The 21,518-nt window shown below is 69.3% G+C and carries 26 protein-coding genes and 2 pseudogenes; 25 read left to right on the top strand and 3 right to left on the bottom strand.

The genetic code is table 11. The features are described from left to right. Positions 1–112: 112 nt before the first annotated feature. The gene (locus VQ02_RS01420) at positions 113–466 is read right to left on the bottom strand and encodes a hypothetical protein (RefSeq protein ID WP_157080446.1); all 354 of its coding nucleotides are present in this window, start codon (positions 464–466) and stop codon (positions 113–115) included. Between the two features lie 1,627 nt (positions 467–2,093). Between VQ02_RS01420 and VQ02_RS38925 the strand changes: the two are divergent. The 11 genes and pseudogenes from VQ02_RS38925 to VQ02_RS36625 form a co-directional block, all read left to right on the top strand. Beyond that, positions 2,094–2,252: pseudogene (locus VQ02_RS38925) on the top strand (RNA polymerase factor sigma-32); the annotation flags it as partial. 167 nt (positions 2,253–2,419) lie between these two features. Further along, entirely contained in the window at positions 2,420–2,926 is a 507-nt protein-coding gene (locus VQ02_RS01405; RefSeq protein ID WP_425339868.1) for a DUF1109 domain-containing protein, read from the top strand. Between the two features lie 130 nt (positions 2,927–3,056). Then, a complete protein-coding gene (locus VQ02_RS01400) occupies positions 3,057–3,629 on the top strand; it encodes a methyltransferase family protein (protein WP_083468976.1) in 573 nt (190 codons plus the stop codon). 105 nt (positions 3,630–3,734) lie between these two features. Beyond that, positions 3,735–4,082: a hypothetical protein gene (locus tag VQ02_RS35260; protein ID WP_083468975.1), complete on the top strand. Its 348-nt coding sequence runs from the start codon at positions 3,735–3,737 to the stop codon at positions 4,080–4,082. Between the two features lie 104 nt (positions 4,083–4,186). After that, the gene (locus VQ02_RS01395) at positions 4,187–4,552 is read left to right on the top strand and encodes a FixH family protein (protein ID WP_245239585.1); all 366 of its coding nucleotides are present in this window, start codon (positions 4,187–4,189) and stop codon (positions 4,550–4,552) included. After that, on the top strand, positions 4,549–4,998 hold the full coding sequence (locus VQ02_RS38655) for a hypothetical protein (RefSeq protein WP_053080115.1): 450 nt from the start codon (positions 4,549–4,551) through the stop codon (positions 4,996–4,998). The genes VQ02_RS01395 and VQ02_RS38655 overlap by 4 nt, the downstream gene beginning before the upstream one ends. Before the next feature lie 45 nt (positions 4,999–5,043). Beyond that, positions 5,044–5,310 carry a hypothetical protein gene (locus tag VQ02_RS01385; protein WP_048442360.1) on the top strand — a complete coding sequence of 89 codons (267 nt, stop codon included), beginning with the start codon at positions 5,044–5,046 and terminating at the stop codon, positions 5,308–5,310. A 310-nt stretch (positions 5,311–5,620) separates the two neighbouring features. Further along, entirely contained in the window at positions 5,621–5,944 is a 324-nt protein-coding gene (locus VQ02_RS36630; RefSeq protein ID WP_157080445.1) for a hypothetical protein, read from the top strand. An 83-nt stretch (positions 5,945–6,027) separates the two neighbouring features. Next, a complete protein-coding gene (locus tag VQ02_RS01375; RefSeq protein ID WP_083468974.1) occupies positions 6,028–7,086 on the top strand; it encodes a c-type cytochrome in 1,059 nt (352 codons plus the stop codon). Between the two features lie 30 nt (positions 7,087–7,116). Further along, the gene (locus VQ02_RS01370) at positions 7,117–7,296 is read left to right on the top strand and encodes a hypothetical protein (protein WP_048442358.1); all 180 of its coding nucleotides are present in this window, start codon (positions 7,117–7,119) and stop codon (positions 7,294–7,296) included. Positions 7,297–8,225: 929 nt separating this feature from the next. Next, on the top strand, positions 8,226–8,381 hold the full coding sequence (locus VQ02_RS36625; RefSeq protein ID WP_157080444.1) for a hypothetical protein: 156 nt from the start codon (positions 8,226–8,228) through the stop codon (positions 8,379–8,381). Positions 8,382–8,964: 583 nt separating this feature from the next. On the opposite strand, the gene VQ02_RS01365 is transcribed toward VQ02_RS36625, so the two are convergent. Continuing rightward, the gene (locus VQ02_RS01365) at positions 8,965–9,399 is read right to left on the bottom strand and encodes a MerR family transcriptional regulator (protein ID WP_048442357.1); all 435 of its coding nucleotides are present in this window, start codon (positions 9,397–9,399) and stop codon (positions 8,965–8,967) included. Positions 9,400–9,464: 65 nt separating this feature from the next. Here VQ02_RS01365 and VQ02_RS01360 point away from each other — a divergent pair, with 65 nt between their 5' ends. The 6 genes from VQ02_RS01360 (at position 9,465) to VQ02_RS01340 (ending at position 14,454) form a co-directional block, all read left to right on the top strand. Beyond that, entirely contained in the window at positions 9,465–10,550 is a 1,086-nt protein-coding gene (locus VQ02_RS01360; protein WP_157080443.1) for a Vgb family protein, read from the top strand. A gap of 200 nt (positions 10,551–10,750) precedes the next feature. Then, positions 10,751–11,167, top strand: a complete 417-nt coding sequence (locus VQ02_RS35255) for a phosphoribosyl-AMP cyclohydrolase (RefSeq protein WP_083468973.1) — start codon at positions 10,751–10,753, stop codon at positions 11,165–11,167. Continuing rightward, positions 11,160–11,564, top strand: coding sequence for a mercuric transporter MerT family protein (locus tag VQ02_RS01355; protein ID WP_048442356.1), 405 nt, complete (start codon positions 11,160–11,162; stop codon positions 11,562–11,564). The genes VQ02_RS35255 and VQ02_RS01355 overlap by 8 nt, the downstream gene beginning before the upstream one ends. Before the next feature lie 26 nt (positions 11,565–11,590). Then, positions 11,591–11,929, top strand: coding sequence for a cation transporter (locus tag VQ02_RS01350; protein ID WP_048442355.1), 339 nt, complete (start codon positions 11,591–11,593; stop codon positions 11,927–11,929). 276 nt (positions 11,930–12,205) lie between these two features. Further along, the gene (merA, locus tag VQ02_RS01345; protein WP_048442354.1) at positions 12,206–13,645 is read left to right on the top strand and encodes a mercury(II) reductase; all 1,440 of its coding nucleotides are present in this window, start codon (positions 12,206–12,208) and stop codon (positions 13,643–13,645) included. Between the two features lie 17 nt (positions 13,646–13,662). Continuing rightward, the gene (locus tag VQ02_RS01340) at positions 13,663–14,454 is read left to right on the top strand and encodes an alkylmercury lyase family protein (protein ID WP_048442353.1); all 792 of its coding nucleotides are present in this window, start codon (positions 13,663–13,665) and stop codon (positions 14,452–14,454) included. A 197-nt stretch (positions 14,455–14,651) separates the two neighbouring features. Here the strand turns inward: VQ02_RS01340 and VQ02_RS01335 are convergent, their stop codons facing one another. Beyond that, a complete protein-coding gene (locus VQ02_RS01335) occupies positions 14,652–15,266 on the bottom strand; it encodes a class I SAM-dependent methyltransferase (RefSeq protein WP_048442352.1) in 615 nt (204 codons plus the stop codon). A gap of 413 nt (positions 15,267–15,679) precedes the next feature. Between VQ02_RS01335 and VQ02_RS01330 the strand changes: the two genes are divergently transcribed. The 8 genes and pseudogenes from VQ02_RS01330 to VQ02_RS36620 all read left to right on the top strand — a co-directional run bounded on the left by VQ02_RS01330 (position 15,680) and on the right by VQ02_RS36620 (position 21,480). Continuing rightward, positions 15,680–16,129, top strand: coding sequence for a MerR family DNA-binding protein (locus tag VQ02_RS01330; RefSeq protein WP_048442382.1), 450 nt, complete (start codon positions 15,680–15,682; stop codon positions 16,127–16,129). Then, positions 16,126–16,347, top strand: coding sequence for a heavy-metal-associated domain-containing protein (locus tag VQ02_RS01325; RefSeq protein WP_048442351.1), 222 nt, complete (start codon positions 16,126–16,128; stop codon positions 16,345–16,347). Before VQ02_RS01330 ends, VQ02_RS01325 begins: the two co-directional genes overlap by 4 nt. A 33-nt stretch (positions 16,348–16,380) precedes the next feature. After that, positions 16,381–18,830, top strand: a pseudogene (locus tag VQ02_RS01320) (heavy metal translocating P-type ATPase). Positions 18,831–18,842: 12 nt separating this feature from the next. Continuing rightward, the gene (locus VQ02_RS01315; protein ID WP_053080110.1) at positions 18,843–19,193 is read left to right on the top strand and encodes a heavy-metal-associated domain-containing protein; all 351 of its coding nucleotides are present in this window, start codon (positions 18,843–18,845) and stop codon (positions 19,191–19,193) included. Further along, the gene (locus VQ02_RS01310; protein ID WP_048442350.1) at positions 19,190–19,870 is read left to right on the top strand and encodes a cytochrome c biogenesis CcdA family protein; all 681 of its coding nucleotides are present in this window, start codon (positions 19,190–19,192) and stop codon (positions 19,868–19,870) included. The genes VQ02_RS01315 and VQ02_RS01310 overlap by 4 nt, the downstream gene beginning before the upstream one ends. Then, positions 19,833–20,126, top strand: coding sequence for a heavy-metal-associated domain-containing protein (locus tag VQ02_RS01305; RefSeq protein ID WP_342447803.1), 294 nt, complete (start codon positions 19,833–19,835; stop codon positions 20,124–20,126). Before VQ02_RS01310 ends, VQ02_RS01305 begins: the two co-directional genes overlap by 38 nt. Continuing rightward, complete coding sequence (locus tag VQ02_RS01300) at positions 20,123–21,334, top strand: MFS transporter (RefSeq protein ID WP_048442348.1); 1,212 nt, start codon at positions 20,123–20,125, stop codon at positions 21,332–21,334. Before VQ02_RS01305 ends, VQ02_RS01300 begins: the two co-directional genes overlap by 4 nt. Next, positions 21,331–21,480 (top strand): hypothetical protein, encoded by a 150-nt coding sequence (locus VQ02_RS36620; RefSeq protein ID WP_157080441.1) that lies wholly within the window; start codon positions 21,331–21,333, stop codon positions 21,478–21,480. Before VQ02_RS01300 ends, VQ02_RS36620 begins: the two co-directional genes overlap by 4 nt. Positions 21,481–21,518: the final 38 nt, after the last annotated feature.

The raw sequence follows: 21,518 nt of genomic DNA, 5'->3' as shown, positions 1-21,518 counted from the left end.
TCGTCCTGGAAGATTGTAGGGGCCGGCCACTCGCCGAGGGGTCCAGGCACAAGCCTGCTGCGGCTGTCGTCGCCGGAAGCGCGGCTACGAGCGCGCCAGTTGGCCGACGCGCCTAGTTCAGGACGGAGCTCTTTGGCGGCAAGGGATCGGGCGGTCCTTGCAGGCTCGCGCCCGCGACATCCGCGAGCGCATACCCGAACGAGGCCCCGGCGCTCCGGGAGCCGAACGCCGCCGGTGCGATGGCGACGAAACCGGCGCACAGCAGTGAGCAGGCCGCGGCGGCCTTCCCTCCCTCGTCACATCCGTCGCAGCCGTCGGGCATCGGCACCTGCATCGCGGCCACGGGCAGGAATGCTTTCATGTGCGCGGCCTGGACGCCATGCAGCGCGAACCCGGCCACAAAGGCGAGGGTCAGGAACCACGCGCAGACGGAACGGGACCGAAGCCAGGACATTCGTCCCAGCATGACAGGTCGCGGGATGCCCCGAAAGGGCGTGCACCGGCTGGGCGACCGGTTTGCCGCGCATGGTCAAGTGAGATGTGACGGACAGCGGGCGTCGCCCGTGCAGCCCATGTTGTAACGAAGGGTTCGCCGCCTCCGAACTAGGCACCATGGATCGGATGGCGCCGGCGGTTCGTGAGGGGCATTGCGGCTTCTTACCACTCAGGCCGATACGGTCCTCATGGCTGCGGAGCGCACCGGTCGCGCTTCCGCGCCAGCGCGCGACACGCGGCGCCCCCCTCGCCGAGGGCTGCCGATACCTGGCTGGGCATGAGCGGAGTGGTTCGGGTGCGCATGGGCCCGCCGAGGGGAATGGGCGCGGACCGCGGAGACCCCGGTTCGCGGGAACGCCCCACCGGGCCTGGGGACTGCGTCGCGCCGCTCGCCGAGGGCGCTCGGGATCAGGCGAAGCCACCGAAGCGGACCTACGTCATCTTCCAGGCCCGGTTCGCCCGGGATCTGTTCTGCGCGGTGCCGACAAGCCTCCCGATCCCGGACTTCCTCACAGGTGCGGCGTGGCAGTTCCGGGGCACCCTCGGCAAGCGAGGCTTCATGCCGCCGGGCTTCAAGGCAGCATCGGCACGGAAGGCGACCAGCCGTGACGGGTTCTACCTGTTCTCCCCGCCCCGAACCGGGGATTAGGGCCTGCCCGAACGTGCGCATCCTCGCCTCGGGCGGAGGAGCGGTCCCCGCCGAGGGGCGATTGCGGTGGCTCTCGCGCACCGGCTGGGCCACGTAAAAATTTCGAGGGTGCTGTAACGACTTCAGCGGGATATCCGAAATCAAGGACAGGAGCGGCAAGCTCCAAGTCAAACAACAGAGTCTCGCCACGAGGATCAAGATGATCCCCTTTTTCACCGGTATCTACATGACCGCCGGGCTGCCGGGTTACGCCCTTGCCGGGTGGAGGGACAATGTCCCGCTTCGCTTCTGGCCTGGGGCGCACCAGACGGCGCCCCGCAACCTCGGAGCACCGGACGCCGTCCGGACCACAGGGTCGGTCAACGTCGCGCCCCGCCGCCCCGCGACCCGTCAGTCGGCACGGCTCGGCGCGCACTTCTGACGCAATGCAACGGTCCGAGTTGGTTTGAGCCGCCGACGCCAGCTCCGCCGGGGTTGAACACGAGAACCGCGCCTGCCCGCCATCGTGGGTTCGAAGGAGCTGCCGCCGGGTCGAAGCCTGGCATGCCGCCGTGCCGCGTCTTGGCATCATCTGCTTGAGAAGTGTTCAGACCGGCATTGGCTCTCTTCGCAAGCGGTGCCTCAATTCAGTATGCAGTTCGAGACTCACAAGTAGGTTTGATAGCCATGAAATCTTCAGCAGTAATACTCGCTCTTACCGCAGCTATCACGATGGCAAAACCGCACGGCGCTATCGCTGGCCCGAACGGTATAGATGTTATCAAGATATACGAGTTAAACAGGCGGCATTCCATTGCTGTGCATACCAACGCCAATCTGGACGTGAACTCGACGGGTTCTATCAACGGCATCCGTTATCGGGAGAACACGAACCGTCGGGGCCGCGACCGACAGTGAGCCGACCTCAACCGACCCCGCTTCTTGCCCGAGGTACATCAGTGGCTCCATTATGCGGAACACCGCCTTGTCGGTCTCGCTTGGGTTCGGGATTCCGCCTCGCTGCCTCGATGAGATCCGCAAGTTCCCGATGCTGGAACCATCGGAGGAGTTCACCCTGGCGAAAGCCTGGTGCGATGCCGGTGACCGCGAGCCCGGGCACTGGCTCGTTGATCAGCCCCCACGGAGTGGCCCGGTTGGAATGTTAGTGGACCGTCGGTCCGTCCACCACAGCTTCGCCGGCGAGCCCGCCAGGAGCCCCCGCCTGGCACGCTGGATCGGCTTCGCGGCCTCGCTCGGCGCTGCGGGTCGTTGTGCCTCGTCTTGCTGACATTGGGCGTGCGGCCGGACCTCGCCGAGGGCAGGGCGCCCGTCTTCTTCATCGTCAAGGTGGCCTTCGCGGCCACGGTCGGCGGCCTGGCCCTGTGGTACTTGAGCAAGCTCGCCCGGCCCGGCGGCGAGCGCCGGGTGCGGCTCGGCGTCGCCGCGCTGCCCTTCGCCGTGATCATGCTCCTGGCGGCCCTGAGCCTCGCCCTCGCGCCGCCGGCGCACTGGCACGGGATGATCGCCGGCGACATGTGGCTCGAATGCCTCCTGTCCGTTCCGGTCATTGCCATCGTGCCCTTCGCAGCCCTGATGTGGATGGTCCGACGGATCGGCGCACCGACCGACCTCGTACTGACCGGAGCGATGGTAGGCCAGGCTGCGGGAGCAGTGAGCGCTCTAGGCTACGTACTCCACTGCAAGGACGACAGCATTCCGTTCATCGCGCTCTGGCATGGAGGAACCATCGCTCTCTGCTCTCTTGCTGGTGCGCTCCTCGGACCGCAGCTGCTGCGCTGGTAGACCGCCTGTTGGGAGAGGCGGCCCCTCGATGCGTTCGGCAGAGTGCCGGATCAAGATCGTACGCCTGCCGCCGCTACGGAGTTCACGGGCGTGAGTGCGTCATGATTTCACTCTTGTTCGGCGGAGTGCAATGAACACGCCTTTGCAAGAATGGCACTGGAGCGAACTTTGGCCGCTCGCCCTCATCGCCATTGTGATCGCCTCTTGGGCCCTTTACCACTTCCTTGCGCCCCAGTCCTGGCGCGACTGGGCTGGAGTCGGCGCCGTCCAGGCGTTCATCATCGCGCTCTATACGGAGATGTACGGGTTTCCCCTGACCATCTACGTCCTGACCAGCTTCCTGCATGTCCCAATCCCGCTTGTTCATGACAGCGGACATCTCTGGGCGACGCTCCTGGGGTACGGTCCTGCGGGCGCACTGGTCGAGATGGCCACCGGCTACGCGCTCGTCATCACAGGTGTGATCCTGATTGCCAAAGGCTGGCGAGCTGTCCTCCGCGCGCGCGGGCGCCTGCTCACCGTTGGAATCTACGCTCGCATGCGGCACCCGCAGTACGGCGGCCTGTTCCTGGCTGTCCTCGGTCAGCTTATTCACTGGCCGACCATTCCGACGCTGCTACTGTCGCCGGTGATCGTCTGGCTTCATGTCGGTCTCGCCCGACGTGAGGAGAAGCGCCTCCTCGCCGAGTTCGGAGACCGCTAAGCGGCCTATCGGCAGCGCGTGCCGATGTTCATTCCGGCGCTGACGGGAAGGTGCCGGGCATCCCGCACCTCCTGATGTAACGAAAAGATTTTGCCTCCCGAACTCATGAGCAATGGCGCCGAAGCCATGGCGCTCCCTCGGAGAACGGCGCACAAGATCATGAAGCCCCTCGTTGGTATCGCTCTCGGGACGCTGGCCTTCGTCGGCACGGCATCGGCCGCGCCCACCTGGCAGTCGCGGACTGACCCGCGCCTCCACGCCCCGTATCCCGCTCCCGCCTTGCGTGATCCGGAGACGACCGGAAGCCTCGCAGGCAGCCTGAACCGCACGCGTGGCCTGCGCGACCTGCAGGGACGAGACTTCCGCAGCAGCACACGCGGCAACGCCCGATTCCCGGAGCGCCTGCCGGCTCAGCAAAACCTCGGCGGCACTGCAGGTGGGCCTGAGTTTTGAGAGTCCCACCTCGCACGCCTCCGCTGGCCGAAGTGCGCGCCGCGGCCGCACCCGCGCGGCGGCACCTCCAATTTCTGCGCGCTCTCGCCGTGGTTCTGCTTCTCGTGGGCACCGGCGTCGCCCTTGCATCGTCCTTCAGCCGCGGCTCTTCGGACCCTTACGCCTTCGAGCTCGTCGAGCGCGAGGTGAAACAGGGGTACGGCACGACCATCCTGGTCCGGCTCGTCGACGAGCGGACCGGCAAGGTGGTTCCGGATGCGGTCCTGTTCATCAGCCGCATCGACATGTCGCCTCACGGGATGGCCGCGATGACGGCTCCGCTGGAGCTCCAGGCCGATACGATGCCCGGCTACTACCGTTTCGAGACTGACCTCTCGATGGAGGGGGCTTGGGCGCTCACGCTCGCGGCCAAGATCCCAGGGCATCCGAACCCGATTCAGCGCAGGCTCGTCCTGCAGGCAGTGCCATGATGCATCAGAACACGCTGTTCCGTGACGTCGAGGAGTTCGAGACCGCCCCCTCCGGCGGTCGGATCACGTGGATCGTGAATATCCTTCTCTTCATGATCGTGCTCGTGTCCGCCCTGGGTTTCGGCTACGGGCTCGGGCGCTGGACCTGGACGGTCCCAAGCGCGATCTCCGGCCACCTTCCGGTCGCCCTGACCGGCTGGCTGCCGCGCGGGGGGACGCAGCCCGAAGCGGCGGGTGCGCCGGCCGCGCTCGAGGACTACGCCTTCGAGCTCGTCGGGAAACGAGCCAAGCAGGGCGTGGCGGTGCTGGCGGTACGCCCGGCCATCAAGGGCATCTCGCCGCCCGGCATGCCCCCAGGCTCGCCCGGCACGGACGGTGAGAAGACGGAGTCGCTCACGGTTTACGGGATCGGGGACGGCGATACCAAGGTCTTCCCGCGCGAGTAGCGCAAGGGCGGAACCACCCGAAACCCACCGACGACAGGACAACCCATGTCGAAGATCTCGAAGCTCGCGCCCGCCGCCGTACTCGGCGCGGCCCTTGTTGCCGGCATCGCCGGCGTCTCGGCCGAGACTGCCACGTCCCCGTCCACCAACTCGGACAAGGGTATGATGGGCGGCATGATGCAGGGCGGCAACATGCCGATGATGCAGGAGATGTCGAAGATGATGGAGAACTGCAACAAGATGATGCAGACCATGATGGACCGGCAGAACCAGGGCGGACCCGGCCAGCCGTCCCCGGACAAGCGCGGCTGAGGTCCTTGAGGCCTGTCTGAACCGTCTGGTTCAGAGGCAGGCTGAGATCCAGGAACAGCGGGCACAGAAGTGCTGCACGTTCTTGTTGCACCCGCAGACGAGTTCGCCGCCCGTCACGCCCCGGCGGGTCGCGACGGAGGCTTCCCGGGAGGTCTCCGCGCGGGGCTGGCCCAGTGGCCAGCCCCGCTCTCTTGCCTCGGCCGGCCTGACCTCCGCCGGTCGAGGCCTTTTTGGACATGCCGGGAGGACGCCGGAGCCGGCGGGGCATGTCGTTCCAGGGGGGTCGCCTCCGCGAACCAAGGAGTTCAAGATGAGTGCTCACCATCCTGGCGACGGGCCGAAGCTCGCTCCCCGGCGGAACGAAGGGCCGGGCCCGACTCCGCCGTCGCCTGTTCCGTCAGCCCGCTCCCGCGGCGGCATCAGCTGCGGCATGGGCGGCGGGTCGATGTCCATGATGTTGGCCGTCCTGCTCGGCGTCGTCCTCGGTGCGCTGCTCTTCGGCGGAGGGGGAGGGCTGACGAGCGTCACCCAGGTCGGAAGCTGGACGCTTCTGTTGTTCCTGCTCCCGTGCCTGCTGATGGTCGGCGCGATGATGATGATGGGCGGCGGATCCGACAAGCGGAAGCGGCCCTGACGCCGGCCGGGGCCGGACGATCCCCGCCGGTTTCTTCGAGCGGGAACCGGCCCTCAACACGTCCTCCGAAGGAGCGCACGCCGATGGAGCCCACCTTTGCGCGCCCTCGATGCCTGGACCGGCCCGCATCGCTCGCGCGGCATCGAGCCCCTGCGGACGCGCGCGACGCCCTTCCGCGGCATGTCGGGGCGTCCGGCACGGGCGGACCCTGGATCCGCCCGGCGTGGCGGCTGCCCGGTGCCGCCGCACTCGTCGTGGTCGGCACCCTGTCAGCCCATGCACAGGCCAGGCAGTCGGCACCGCCGCCGGACCCGGCGGCGGTCCAGCGCGGCGCTTACCTCCTGACGGCTGCCAACTGCGCCAGTTGCCACACCATACCCGGGAGCGGCAGCGCGCATCAGCTCGCCGGCGGACGGGCGCTGCCAACTCCCTTCGGCGTGTTCTTCTCGCCCAACATCACCCCGGATCCCATCCACGGGATCGGAGGATGGACTTTCGGCGACTTCAAGCGCGCGCTGCGCCGCGGCGTCTCGCCAAGTAACACCCACTACTATCCGGTCTTCCCCTACACCTCCTACACGGGGATGTCGGACAGCGACATCGAGGACCTCTGGGCCTATCTCGGCTCGGTACCCCCGGTGTCCCAGCCGAACCGTCCTCACGAGCTCGGCTTTCCCTACAGCCTACGGCTCGCGATGGCCCCCTGGAAGGTCCTCTTCCTGGACCAGGGTCCCTTGAAGCCGGAGCCGGGCAGGCCCCCGGAATGGAACCGGGGTCGGTACCTCGTGAATGCGGTCGCGCACTGCGCCGATTGCCACGCGCCGCGCAATCTCCTCGGAGCCGTGGACCGGGGCCGCACGATGTCGGGCACGCGCGAGCGCCTGGAGGGCTACGAGGTCCCGAACATCACGCCCGACATCCAAACCGGCATCGGCCGGTGGAGCGTCGGGGACATCACCGGCTTGCTGGCCGGCCGCGGAATGCGGGCCATGCACGTCGGCGGCCCCATGCGCGAGGTGGTGCGGAACACGTCCCGGCTCTCAGAGGCCGACCGGACCGCGATGGCGGTCTACCTGAAGTCTCTTCCGCCCCGCTTCGGCGAGGTCGAGCCCGGCGGGATGATGGGAGGGATGTGCCATTGATCCACCGCCCATCATACCTGAGGTCTCCACATGCTTCGGCTCGCCGCGATCCTCCTCGTGACCGCCACGGCCGTGAGCCCCCTGGCGCTCGGCAGGGTCGCGGCACGCGCCACTGGCCTCTTCAGGGTTCTGCTCGGCCTGCTCGTCCTGGCGGCCTTCGCATCCCTCGCGGTCGGTCTGCTGGCGGGCGAGACCCTGTTTCGGGAGTAATCCCTCCTTTTCGGTCGCGGGCTCCGGTTGCTCCCGGCGGGCTCGCGCGTCCAGGGACTAGGCCCGTCCTCGAAGCAACGTGAGGGCTGCCGAAGCGGCCGCCCGGCAGGGTGGATCAACGGGCCGGATGCGACCCCTGCGAGCCGAGCGGGGGCGTACGAGCCGGGATCTCGAGGGCCGCCCAGGCGTCAGGAGATGAGCATCGCCGCCGCACTCGCCCTCCAGAGCATACCCTTCGCCGCGCTAGATCTGGCCCATGACGCGCGGCACCGCGAATTCTTCGCCGTCGTGTACCCGGTCGCCGTGGGCCCGCTGTCTCGGGGTGCGCCATGCTCGACAGGTCCCACGGCTTTCCCCTCGTGTTCGGAAGCGCCTTGGACGCGCACCTCCCGAGCACCCCGGACCTACCACCGTGAGAGCCGTTCGCGCCATGCGGCGCCGGAGGCGGGCCGAACGCCCACCCTCCGAGAGGGCTCTGCTGCATGAGCGCCATCCCTCGGTGTCACTCGCCACGGCGCACGTCGTTTCGGCCCCTGCCATGGTCCATGCCCGATGCCAGGGATCGAGCGGTCCTGGCGCACCGCGGCGCGCCCATGACCGAGGAGGGCAGCATCCGGGCCGGTGCCGAGGTCGCACCCAGGAAGTAACCAACTGCCTCGGGGGACCGAACTGCGCCGCGTGACGAAGGATGTGGTTGTGAAGCGGAGCCCGGGCCGGGCGCCCTCCTCGCGAGCATTCCAAACGGGGCGATGTTCATCAAAATCTCCTAGAAACCTCGGCCTTCAGGCCGTTGCGACCAGAGAGAAAAGGAGAACTGCACAGTTGCCTGACTCGTAAGGATCAGACTCGAAGTGCCTAGCCGGGCAACTGGCTAGGACCCTGCGACATCCAGGTGCCCCTACTCGGGCGTGCGGGCGGAGACCGCGACGGTGCGGATCAGGGCCGGCGAAGGCCGGATGGCCGGCGCCAAGGCGGCGCTGGTCTGGGTGCGGGCTCGCCCGAGGGTCGTCCCGCTCGATCAGGCGCGCGGCGCGGCCATCCTGCAGACGGCACGCGAGAACGACTGCGCCCTGGACCTCAGCTGACCTTGGTCGTGCGGAGCGGCGATTGTTCCGAGGCGGACAGGCCCAGCCTCGAGGAAGACCTCGTAGAGCTCGACACTTGGCAGGACGGGGAAGGGGGCGGCTCGTGACCTGCCGCCCGACCTTGCCCGAGCGGGTCCTGCTGCGGTTCGGTGTCGAGCAGCCCGGCGAAATCGACATCGAAGCCATGCCCCGGGGCTCGGCGCCCGTGTCAGGTTCCGGGAATTCCACTCCTGCGAGGCGCGCCTCGTCGGGCGGGACGGCCGTGCGATCATCACCGTGGACCGGCGCGCCCATTCCGGGCGGCAGCGCTTCTGCCATCGCGCCCGAGTACTGCCCGGCAGCGAGGCAGCGACCGTCCTGTGGATGCCCGATCCCGAGATGGCCGCGGATTCCGGCCCGATGCGGTGGGACTTCCCATGATTCCGGCCGACTTGCCCCAGGCCTGTCAGGCCGTTCCAGACTGCTTTCTCGCTTGGGCCGCGCACCAGGATCTCCGGGTCGGCGGCGCATGACGACGGACGCGTTCCCGCAATACGTGAGCCGAGCCTGTTGTCCCGAGCTGCGCAGAAGGCCGTTGCATGCCTTAGGAGGCGCGGTCCTGGAACAGCGTCTCCACGATGGGGCAGTCGGGTACCAAGCCCCCGACGCAGGATGCCGTCATATCTTCCAGGGCACGCTCCAGCCGCTTGAGGTCGGACATCTTCGCGCGCACCGCCGCCAGTTGGCGCTCGGCGATCCCCTGAACCTCTCCGCACGTGACCGTGTGACGGTCGACGAGCGCCAGCAGCGCCCGGATGTCGCCTATGGCAAACCCGAGCTCGCGGGCTCGCCGGATGAAGGTCAACCGCTGCCAGTGAGCCGGCTCGTAGATCCGCTGGTTCCCGGCCGTGCGGGGGGGCGCCGGTAGGAGCCGGATCCGCTCGTAATACCGGATGGTCTCGATGTTGACCCCCGTGCTCTCCGAAAGCGCGCCGATGGTCAGGGACGCTCGTCCGCGTGGCGCAGAGACGACACCCATGAGTTTCTTCCCTTGAACCTGTAGTCACTACAGATGCTAGCCCCTCCACGGTTCGAGGGAAAGCCATGCTGAAAACAATCATGTTCGTCCGCGTCCTCCCGGCGACGCGCAGCCGTGCCAGGAAGGCTGCAATCGACGTCCAGCGTCTCGCGGCCCGGGCGCTCCGCCTCGGAAGTCTTCTGGTCGCGCCGGTCCTGGCGGGTCCGGCCAATGCCGATGGCATCAGGCTCTTCGCGGTGCCCACCCCCGATAGCTATCCGGAAAGCGTAGCCGTCGGACCCGCCGGAACCATCTGGTTCACGGAGAAGCAGGGCAACAGGATCGGACGGCTCGCTCCCGACGGTGGGCTGACCGAGTTCCCGATCCCGACCCCGGATAGCCGGCCCCAGGCCATTGTCGCCGGCCCCGACGGCGCCCTGTGGTTCACGGAGAACCGCGGCAACAAGATCGGTCGCATCACGCCGGCGGGTGTGATCACGGAGTACCCGGTCCCGACGCCCGCGAGCTACCCGTTCGGCATCGCGGCGGGGCCTGACGGCGCCCTCTGGTTCACCTTGTCCGGCACGAACCGGATCGGCCGCATCACGGCCGACGGGCGGATGAACGAGTTCGGCCTCGCCAAGACCCTGACCCCTTACGGCATCACGACCGGTCCCGACGGGAATCTCTGGTTCACGGGCTTCAACAGCAACACCGTCGGCCGAATCACGCCGACAGGGGACGTGCTGGAATTCCCGCTTCCGACGCCTGACAGCGGTCCCCAGGACATCGTTTCCGGCCCGGACGGCAGCCTGTGGTTTACCCAGGCCGCCACCGACGCGGTCGGTACCATCACCACCGGCGGCCGGATTGCTGAGTTCCCCTTGCCGGCGCTCGAGTGTGGCCCCACCGCGACGGATGGTCGGCCTCCCCGCTGCACCGACACGAAGGCTCCATACGGCATCGCGGCGGACAGGCACGCACTGTGGGTGACGCAGCACTGCGGCGGACGCCTCAGCCGTCTGTCCCCGGCCGGACGGTTCAGCGAGGTCGGACTGGGCGGGCTCAAAGCCCCCAACGGGATCGCAATCGGTCCGGACGGCGATGTCTGGTTCGCTCTCGCGCGCTCGAACGGTATCGGCCGTCACCGGCCCGGAAGCGGCGAGAAATGAGCGGGATCGAGGTCCGGACCGCTCGCGAACGGGGAAGCCTGCAGGGCCATACGCAGCGACCGAGCCCACGAGGCCGGAGGTAAGGCAAGTCCCAGTTCGAAGGAAACGTCGCGCGAGGAGGGCCTCGCCCGCTCACACGGTTCGCCGGTGCCGGTCCGCTTCCGGCCATCGTCGACGATGCCGGATCCGGGGCCGTGCCGATGCTGGCCTGGATGAAGGCCGATGCGCTTCGCAGGAGCATCGAGGCCGGTGAGGCCTGGCTCTGGAGCCGGTCCCGGCAGTCCGTCTGGCACGAGGTCGCGACGAGCGGGCAGGTCCAACGCATCCAGGAGACCCGGATCGACTGCGACCAGGTGACGGTCTGGCCAAGGGATCGCATGCGCGGGCGAACAAGGTACTGCCGCACCGACCGTTCGAGCCGCTTCTACCGTCGTGTCGAGACCGATCCAGGCGGGCCGACCTCCGCTCTCGACTCGGTTGCCTCAAGTTGGCCTCAAGCGCCTTCGAGCCCTCTTGCGGCCTTCCGGAGGAAGGGCGAACGCCCCAACAAAGCGTTTGCACCTGTAGTGACTACAGGTTGCACACCCTCCCCAGGGAAGGAGATCCTCGATGGATAAGTGGGTTGGCACGGCCCCTCGCGGGGCCACGGTTCCGCAGCGGAGCGAAACGGGTGAGGACGGACAGAGACTCGCGGCGGCCGGCGGCATCCTCGCCGCTCTCGGCGCCTCCTCCTGCTGCATCCTGCCCCTCGTGCTGTTCAGCCTCGGCGTGAGCGGCGCCTGGATCGGCAACCTGACCGCGCTCGCGCGGTACCAGCCGCTGTTCATCGCCGCGGCGGTCGCGTTCCTCGGCTTCGGTTTTTGGCGGGCTTACCGCCGCCCGGCAGCTTGTGCGGCCGACGGCCCGTGCGCGCGGCCGGGTTCGAGCCGCATCGTCAAGGTCGGACTCTGGGCGGCAGCCGTGCTCATCCTCGCCGCTGTGACCTTCCCCTACACCGCGTCCTTGTTCCTCTGACCTGCAACGAACTCCGGGAGATCACCATGAAGACCTTCCTCCGCACCGCGATTGCCGCATCGGTCCTGATGTCGGCCGATGATGCCTTCGCCGCTCCTCGGACGGCCGTCCTCGAAGTCCAGAACGTCAGCTGCGTCACCTGCGCTCCCATCGTCAAACGGACGCTGGCGCGTCTGACCGGCGTCGTCCAGGTAACCGTCATCGAACACGGTGGCGTGGCCACGGCGACCGTCACCTTCGATGACGACAAGGTCGCGGCCGAGGCGCTCTCCCAGGCGACCACCGACGCCGGGTACCCGTCCTCCGTGAAGGAGGTGAGGAGCGCGACCGCGGACAGCACGGGCGGCACCGCCCAGGCTCGCTGAAGAGGCGGAGCATCGCGACGACGGACCGCATCCTCGTTCGAACCGGCACCGCGGTCGCCGTCGTGGCCTCGCCCTGTAGCGCGACGGCCATGCTCGGGACCGACCGGGGGCGGTCGGGATGGCGTCCTGGGCAGCCAAGGCCGATTACGTCCTGATCCCGGTGCTCCTCGTTCCGGTGAACCTGGCCGCAGGCGGGCTCCATCGGCCAAGAGAACCCAAGGGTCCGGCGGCATCCGAATGCCGCGACGCGGACGAACACACTTGGAAAGTCATATCATGAGCGATTGCTGCAGCGCCCGGCGCGCGGGAAACGGCGACGAGCGCTTCGACCTCGTGGTGCTCGGCGCCGGGTCGGCCGGATTTTCGGCCGCCATCACGGCGGCCGAGCAGGGGGCCCGGGTCGCCCTGATCGGGCACGGAACGATCGGCGGCACCTGCGTGAACGTGGGCTGCGTTCCGTCGAAAGCCCTGATCCGGGCCGCGGAGGCCGTGCATCACGCCAACGGGGCGGCTGGCCGCTTCGCGGGCATCCGGGGTGAGGCGCGGGTGGTCGACTGGCGTGCCCAGGCCGCCCAGAAGGATGCCTTGGTCGAGTCCCTGCGGCAGGCGAAATACGAAGATCTCCTGCCAGCCTACGACAACGTTGTCCACCACGAGGGGCGGGCGCGCCTCGTCGCGGGCGGCGTCGAGGCGGGCGGGAAGCGGTTCAACGCGGACCGCATCATCATCGCCACGGGGACGCACCCGGCCATGCCGGCCATCCCGGGCATGGCGGCGATCTCGGCGCTCGACAGCACAGGGGCGCTCGCCCTGACCGAACTCCCGGGCTCGATGATCGTGCTCGGCGGCGGCTATGTCGGTGCGGAGCTTGCGCAGACGTTCGCGCGGGTCGGGGTCGCCGTGACCCTCGTCTTCCGCAGCCGTCTCCTGCCGGAGGCGGAGCCGGAGATCGGCGAGGCGCTCGCCGGCTACCTGGCGGACGAGGGCATCACCATCCTAGGCGACCTCGCCTACGACGCCGTGCGCCGAATGGCGGGCGGCGTGAGCCTCACGGTCCGGCGAAACGGACGCGATGAGACGGTCACGGCCGAGCGGATCCTCGTCGCGACCGGGCGCACGGCCAACACAGAGGGGCTCGGCCTCGCGGAGGCTGGGATCGCCCAGACGCCGACGGGCGCCATCGCGGTCGACGACCGCATGCGCACGTCGAGGCCGGGCGTGTACGCGGCGGGTGACGTGACCGGGAGGGACCAGTTCGTCTACATGGCGGCCTACGGCGCGAGACTGGCCGCCAGGAACGCGCTCAACGGGGACAGCCTGCGCTACGACAACAGGACGATGCCGGCCGTGGTGTTCACCGACCCCCAGGTCGGGAGTGTCGGCCTGACCGAAGCCCGGGCACGGGCGGCCGGGCACGACGTTCGAACCTCGGTGCTCACGCTCGACAACGTGCCCCGCGCGCTCGCGGCTCGCGACACGCGCGGTCTGATCAAGCTCGTGGCGGACCGGAGCACCCGTAGGCTGTTGGGCGCGCACATCCTGGCACCCGAGGGCGCTGACAGCATCCAGACGGCCGCGATGGCGATCCGCTGCGACCTGACCATCGACGACCTTTCCGAGACGATCTTCCCGTACCTGACCACCGTCGAGGGCCTCAAGCTCGCGGCCCAGACCTTCGACCGGGACATCAAGAAACTATCCTGCTGCGCCGGTTGATCAGGGAGCAAACGTCGATGCCGATGTCTGCCGTCAGGACCGCAGGGCCGGACCACCCTGCCGCCGAGATCAGGCCGGGCGTGTTCCGCCCGGACTGGTCGAGCGTGAACTCACCGGCCGCAAGGGATGCGCTCGCCGGGCGGATGGCCGCGCGGTCAGGTCTGCTCGAAGCGTGGGCGCATCCTCTGAGCAGGGACGAGGATCAAGTCTGGCAGTCCGTCCTCCGGCTCTACGCGGAACAGGGGTGCCCGCCGTTGCCCGGCGACATCGCCGCCACGACGGGTATCGCCGAAGGCCCCGTCCGCGCCGTGTTGCAGAGCCTGCAATTCCGAGACCTCCTCGGCTTGGAGCCGGCAACCGAGACCATTCGATATGCGTATCCATTCTCGCAATCCGCGACAGGCCACCGGGTTTTTCTCAGGGGCCGGTCCCTCAACGCCCTCTGCGCCATCGACGCGCTCGGCGCGGGGGCGATGTACGGGATGGATGTCGAGATCGAGTCGTCTTGCCGTGCATGCGGGGAACCGGTTCGGGTGGCCACCACGTCCGAAGGGCGCAAGGTGCCGAGCGCGACGCCGAGCGAAGCCGTCGTCTGGTACGACTTCGCTTACGAGGGCGGAGCCGCCGCCTCGTGCTGCCGGACGACCGCGTTCTTCTGCTCGCACGGGCACCTTCGGCGCTGGCTCACCGGCAGGTCGCAACGCCACGACGGTCTCGCTTTGACCTTGAACGAGGCGTTGGAGGTCGCTGGGGCCATCTTCGGGCCGATCTTCTCTGAGCCCGTGAGACCTGGAAATGCTCGGGTGTGAACAAGCACCCTCCCGGCAGCCCCCGGCCATCCCGCAGGATTTGGTCCTCCCGCTCGAAACCAGTGCCGCTTCCGGTTGCTCGAAGCCTGCAATCCGTCTCGCTCCTCGGAACCGGGAGCTTGACGCCGAACGAGAGCCCGTAGGACTGTCCCGTGCGAAAGCTTCGCCAAGGCACCGTGGTCGGTTTCCCCTGACAGTCAGGCGGGAACGGCTCGTCCCTCGTACATGAACGTGAAGGGTCGCGGACCGGGGGCATAGCCGGTCCTGAGGTCCGTGGTTCTGAACCCCGCTTCCTGGATGAGGCCGGCGATGGGGCGGTTCAGGTGACAGCCACCTGCAATGGGCTTCCAGCCTGGCGTAAGACAATCCTGCCATCGGGCAACCCAGCGGTCCGGCGCTTGACCATGCTCCGCGAACAGGAGCTCGCCCCCGGGCTTGAGCACGCGCCGCATCTCCCTAAGGGCACCCTCGATGTCGGGGATCGAGCAAAGGGCCCACGTCGTCACGACCGTGTCCACGCTTCTGGTCTCCAGGGGAATCACTTCGGCGGAGGCATGAAGGAAGCTGATGCGCCGGCGGGACCTGCTCGACCGGCTTGCAGCCTTGTCGATGAGCCCCTGGGAGGGTTCGATGCCAAGGACGTCTGTCACATCCGGACCGTAGAACGGCAGGTTGAGGCCTGAGCCGATGCCGATCTCCAGCACGCGGCCGCGGGCCGCCCCGACGACCCGGGTCCGGTATCCGAGCAGGTCCTTGTTCGCCATGACCCGGTCGACGAGCCAGGGCAGGATGCGGTCGCCGTAGAAGCCCATGGGCCGGTCTCCCGTCAGGTGCGCGAGCCCAGTATGCCGCGGCGACAGCCTTTCAGGCCATCTCGCCGCCCCGATATCGCGTGCAGGTGCTCCGCCCGTTCGGCCCAGAAAGGACTACCTCGCAGGTGTCCGGCTCTATGCCTTCCACCTCCTGGCCGGCGAGTTCACCGGTAGGCCCGGGACGGTCGGCCCGGCACGCTGGGGCCTCTCCGCCGGCAGGGGCTTGCTCACCCCTCCCGGCACGCGCCACTCGACGCTCAGCTGCCGACCGGGGCCGTGTCGCGGGAGGTCCCATCCGTGGTAGCGAAAGGCGGCCCTTCACCGGTCTCCCGCTCGCCGTCAACGGACCTGTTGACTCCGTACTACGGTACGGACTGTAGGCTCGAAGGGAATCGATGAGGCTGGGACCGACGATGGGGGATCTGACGATCGGAAAGGCGGCGCAGGTCGCCGGCGTCGGCGTGGAGACCATTCGCTTCTACGAGCGACAAGGCTTGATCGAGCAGCCGTCCAAGGAGGCCGGCTACCGGACCTATTCGCCCGAGGTGGTCGCCCGCATCCGCTTCATCCGGCAGGCCCAGAGGATCGGGTTCTCGCTGAAGGAGACGCTGGAGCTTCTCGCCCTGCGCGCCAAGCCTGACGCCGATTGCGCCGTCCTGCGGGAACAGGCCCGGCACAAGAGCGCCGAGGTGGACGAGAAGATTACCCAGCTCCTCCGGGTGCGAGCGGCCCTGGAGGCCGTGGTCGCTTCCTGCCCAGGACGCGGTGGGCTGGAGGACTGCACCATCCTGAAGGCCCTGGAGGACATGCCAAGAGGGTCAGCCCCGTGCGGGTGCGACGAACCGATGAGGAAGACACGATGAAGACCGTTATCCTGAAGGTCGAGGGCTTGCGGTGCGCCTCCTGCGCCGCCTCGGTCGGCTCGCTCCTGGACGCCCATGCCGGCGTCCGCGGCGCCGACGTCTCCTTCGAGGAGGGCCGCGCCCGCGTCCTCTACGACCCGGCGACCACCAGCGAGGACCGCCTCGTCGAGGTGGTCGAGAAGCGTGGCTTTCGCGTCGTGGCCCGCAACCCGGCCTGACCCGACCATTCGACCCGGTCCGGAGACAACCCGATGGCCTCAGCGGAACTCGACATGGACCTCCCTCTTTGGAGCGAGGAGCCGGCCAGCCGGCCCGACCGGGCCCGCATCCGCGCCCGGATCGGCGGGCTGCACTGCTCGCTCTGCACCGGCACCATCGAGAAGGCGCTCGGCAGCCAGCCCGGCGTCGACAAGGTCGCCGTCAGTCTGACCCACGAGCAGGCGCTCGTCGAGTACGATCCGGCCGTCGCCCGACCCGCGGCGCTGCTCGGGATCCTGCGCGACATCGGCTACACGATCTCGGACCCGCGCAAGGTCAGGCCCTTCGAGGAGCAGGAGCGGGACCTCGCGCGCGAGAGCCGCCGCTTCGTCGTCGCGGTCGCCCTCAGCGTCGCCTCCATCCCGATCATCGCGGATCCGACGGTCGGCTGGATCGGCTACCTGCCTGCCCTGGTCTGCATCAGCCTCGGCGCCATGGTGTTCCTCGTCCTGAGGAAGACCAGCCTCCAGGTCGCGGTCGCCAGCACCGGTGGACTCGCCGCCTTGGCGCTCGGGCTGCTCTACCTGAACCTGCAGGGGTACCTTGCGACCTCCGCCCCCTGGCTCGTGGCCGCACTTGCGATCGTGCTCGTCTTCGGGGTCGGGCGCCACATCCTGAACATGGCCTTCCAGGCCCTGCGCCGGGGCATCCTGAACCAGCACGTACTGCTGGAGATCGGCGCCTTCGCCGGCATGGCGGGCGGCGTCATCGGACTGGTCCTGGACCGCCCGGACTACCCGACGGCGCCGTTCTTCGCCGTCTCGGTCATGGTCGCCACCTACCACATCTTTTCCGAGTGGCTCTCGCTCATCGTCAAGACGCGCAGCTCCCAGGCCGTGAAGCGCCTGCTCGACCTTCAGCCCGAGACCGCCCGCGTGGTCCGCGACGGGCAGGAGCGTGACCTTCCGCTGGAACGCGTGGCGGTCGGCGACCGCGTCCGCATCCGCCCCGGCGAGCGCGTGCCCGTCGACGGCACGATCGAGGGCGGCCGCTCCGCCGTCGACCAGTCCCTCGTCACCGGCGAGCCGCTCCCGGTCGAGCGCGCGCAGGGAGATGCCGTCATCGGCGGCTCGATCAACGGCACCGGCACCTTGCTCGTACGCGTGACGGCCGTCGGCGCCGGCAGCTTCCTGCATAAGGTGATCCGCGAGGTCGAGGACGCCCGCGCCCTCAAGCCAGGCCTGCTCCACCTCGTCGACCGCGTGCTACAGGTCTACACGCCCACCGTGCTCGCGGTGGCCGCGCTCGCCTTCGCGGGCTGGCTCGCCGGCTCCTGGCTCCTCGGCGGCGAGCCGAACGTCGAGCGGGCCGTGTTCGCGGGCCTGAGCGTCCTGGTCATGGGCTATCCTTGCGCCGTCGGCATCTCGGCGCCGCTCTCCATCGTGCGCGGCGCCGGCGAGGCGGCCGAGCACGGCATCCTGATGCGCACCGGCGAGGCCTTCCAGGGCTACCGGCTCGTCGACACGGTCGTCCTCGACAAGACCGGGACGCTGACCGAGGGACGGCCCGTGGTCCGCGAGATCGAGGTGTTCTGGGGCAGCGAGGCCGAGCTCGTCGCGCTGGCCGCGGCGGCGGAGGCCTCGTCCGAGCACCCGCTCGCGCACGCCGTGGTCAGGGCCGCCTTCGCGCGCGGTGCCGTGCCCCCGGACGTCACCGCGTTCGAGGCCAGTCCCGGCAAGGGCGTCACGGCCCGGATCGCGGACGGCGAGGTCCTGGTCGGCAGCCCGGCCTTCCTGGAGGGCCAAGGCATCGACCTCTCGCCGGCCCCGGCCCGGATCGCGGCCCTGGAGGAGGCCGGGCGCACCGTCATCGCCGTGGGCCGCGACGGCCGCGCGCTGGGCCTGCTCGCCCTCGACGACAGGCTGCGGGCCGATGCCGCGCAGGCCGTCGCGGCCCTGCGCAAGGAGGGCCTTCGGACGGTCCTGCTCACTGGGGACAACGAGCGGGCCGCACGCCGGATCGCCAGGGAAGCGGGCATCGACGAGGTCCATGCCGGGGTGCTGCCCGACGGCAAGGCCGAGACCGTGCGGCGGCTCCAGGCCAGCGGCCCAGTCGCGATGGTCGGCGACGGCATCAACGATGCCCCCGCGCTGATGCAGGCCAACGTCGGCATCGCCATGGGCGGGGCACCGACATCGCCATCGAGGCCGCCGACATCATCATCCTCTCGAACCGCCTCGCCGCCCTGCCGCTCGCCCGCAGGATCAGCCGGCGCAGCTACGCCAAGATGCTCCAGAACGTCTGGCTGGCCTTCACCTTCAACGGCATCGGCATCCCGGTCGCCGCGACCGGGCTGATCAACCCGATCTGGGCCATGGTCGCCATGGCGGTCAGCGTCACCGCGATCTTCCTCAACTCGCTCTGGGGGCAGCCCGGCCTGTTCCTGGGCGCGATCATGAGCGTCGGCAGCCCGCCCGCGGCGTCCCGACCGAACCCGGCCTGAGGGAGCCTTGCGATGAGACCGCATCCTCGTCCGGGCGTCGCCGCCGCGCTCGCCGCCGCCGTGGCCCTGCTCGTGTCCCTCGACCCGGCACGGGCTGCCGAGGATGGGCCGGTCCCGTCGGTGCGGTCGTCCGGCCTGAGGGTCGCGACCATTCCGGTCGAGGGCATGGCCTGCCTCTCCTGCGCCGCGTCGATCAAGCGCGCCGTCAAGACGATCGAGGGCGTGTCCGACGCCGAGGTCGACCTCGTGCGGCGGTCCCTCCGCGTCTCCTATCCTCCCGGCCGAACCCTCCTGCTCGACCGGGTGACGACGGCCATCGATGGCCTCGGCTACAAGGCGGGCACCCCGGTGATCGCGCCGTGACGTTCGAACACCTGATCCAGCCGCTCGCCACCGGCGCGAGCGGCCCGGCCGCACTCTGGGTCACGGTCCTCGCCGGCGTCCTGGCCAGCGCGGTCTGTCCCTGCACCCTGCCGGTCGGGCTCGGCCTCGCCAGCGTCGCCGGCGCGTCCGAGGCGGGATCGCGCCGCGCCGGGCTGCACGTCGCGGCTGCCTTCTTCGCCGGCATCGTCCTGAGCCTTACCGCACTCGGCGCCGCCGCCGGCCACCTCGGCGCGCTCGCGACCGAATCGTTCGGCCGGACCTGGGCGCTGGTCATGGCGGTCGTCTCGCTTGCCGCCGCGCTCCTGGCCTTCCGGTGGCCGCGCATGCGCCTCGCCGCCCTCACTGCCTGGCGCCGGCCCGGCATCCTCGGGGCCTTCGCCTACGGGCTCGTCTTCAGCGTCGGCACCTCGGTCGCCCCGCTGCTGCTGCTGCTCACGGTCGCCGCATCGGACGGCGATACAGACCGTGGCGTCCTTCTCGCCCTGGCGTTCGGGATCGGGCGGGGCCTGCCGTTTCTCGCCGCCGGTGCGGCCGCGAGCACGGTCACGCGCCTGGCGCGCCTCGGCCTGTGGAGCCGCGCGCTCCAGGTTCTCAGCTGCGGCTCCCTCCTGCTGGTCAGTGCCTACTACGCGCGGGTCTACGCGGACCTGCTTTGAACCCCGGAGAGCTCATGAACGACAAGACACCGCCCCTCTCGCGGAAGCTTCCTTCTCCGTGCCTGGCATGAGGTGCGACGGCTGCGCCGAGAGCATCCGCAGCGCGGCGAGGGCCGTGCCGGGCGTCCGGCAGGCGAGATCGAGCGCTTGGCGCAGGCGGGTCACCGTGCGCTTCGAGCCGTCCCGGGTCGGGCCCGTGGAGATCCGGGCAGCGCTGGCGAGCAGCGGGTTCGAGACCGTCGAGGTCCGGACGTGACGCCGGTGACGCCGGACCTGCCGGGCGCCCTGCGGGAGCGCCTGCTCCGGGTGCTTGCGGCCGCCACCTTCATCATCTTCTTTCAGGCGTTCATGGTGGCGCCGGTCCTTCCCCAGCTCGGGGAGGCGTTCGGCACCTCGCCGGAGCGGGTCGGCCTGATCGTCCCGGCCTACCTGATCCCGTACGGGGTGGCGACGCTCGTCTACGGCCTCCTGGCGGATCGGCTCGGCATCTGGCGCGTCATGTCGGGATCGCTGACCGCCTTCGCCGTACTGACGGCCCTCACCGCCACGGCAGGGTCCGTGGAGCAGCTCGCGCTCTGGCGTCTGCTGACCGGGCTCGGAGCGAGCGGGGTCGTGCCGCTCGGTCTCGTCCTCGTCGGCAGGCTTTTCCCGTACGAGCGACGCGGGCGCCCGCTCGGGTGGCTCTTCGGCGCCATGGCGGGCGGCATGGCCTTCGGGTCGACCTTCGGGGCCCTGCTCGAACCGTTCATCGGATGGCGCGGCCTCTTCCTGGCGGTCGGCGCTGCCGGGGCGGCGATCCTGCTCGTTCTCATGCCCTCCCGCGGGATCATCCCGGGCGCAATGGCGGCCGGGGCGGACCTGGGCACTCTGTTCCGCGGTTACCGGGACCTGCTGGTCTCTCCCCGCGGACGCCGTACCTACGCCTACGTCCTCCTGAATTCCATGTTTCACTCCGGCGTGTTCACCTGGCTGGGCCTGTACTTCGAGCGGCGCTACGGCCTCGGACCCGTCGGCGTCGGCCTCGCCCTCCTGGGCTATGGCATCCCCGGATTCCTGCTCGGTCCGGTCATCGGTCGGGTTGCGGACAGGCACGGTCGCGGGCGCCTCCTGCCGCTCGGGCTCCTCCTGGGTGCCCTAGCGGCGGCGGCCCTGATCCTCGACGCCCCCCTGCTCCTGGCGGCGGTGGCGGTCACGGTGCTGTCCCTCGGCTACGACATGACCCAACCGTTGTTCGCCGGCATCGTCACTGCACTCGGCGGCCAACGCCCAGGCCAGGCCATGGGCCTGAACGTCTGCCTCCTGTTCACCGGGTTTGGACTGGGAAGCCTGCTGTTCGGGTCGATGCTCCGCCTCGACTTCGGGCCCGTCCTCGCTGTGTTCGCGGCTGCGGAACTGGCGCTGGCCTTGGCGGCGGTCCGTCTCTTCCGGTCCGAGGTTCCGCCGGCCGGAGGAGGAAACCGATGAGTTCGCGACCGCTCGAAGGTCAGGCGGAGGCCATCGATGCCCTGATCCTCGCCGCCTTTCGGCAGGCCTGCCGCCAGGGGGAGCTCGGCGCGGCCGAGCACCTCCTGTGCGCGCTGGAAGCGCTCGCCGGCGGCGCCGAGGCCTGACATGAGCCTCGGCCTCACAGGATGAGGCCTGCTTGGCC

Origin of the sequence: Methylobacterium variabile (genome assembly GCF_001043975.1) — a bacterium.
GTDB classification, from domain to species: domain Bacteria; phylum Pseudomonadota; class Alphaproteobacteria; order Rhizobiales; family Beijerinckiaceae; genus Methylobacterium; species Methylobacterium variabile.
This window is presented reverse-complemented; position numbering and strand designations above follow the sequence as displayed.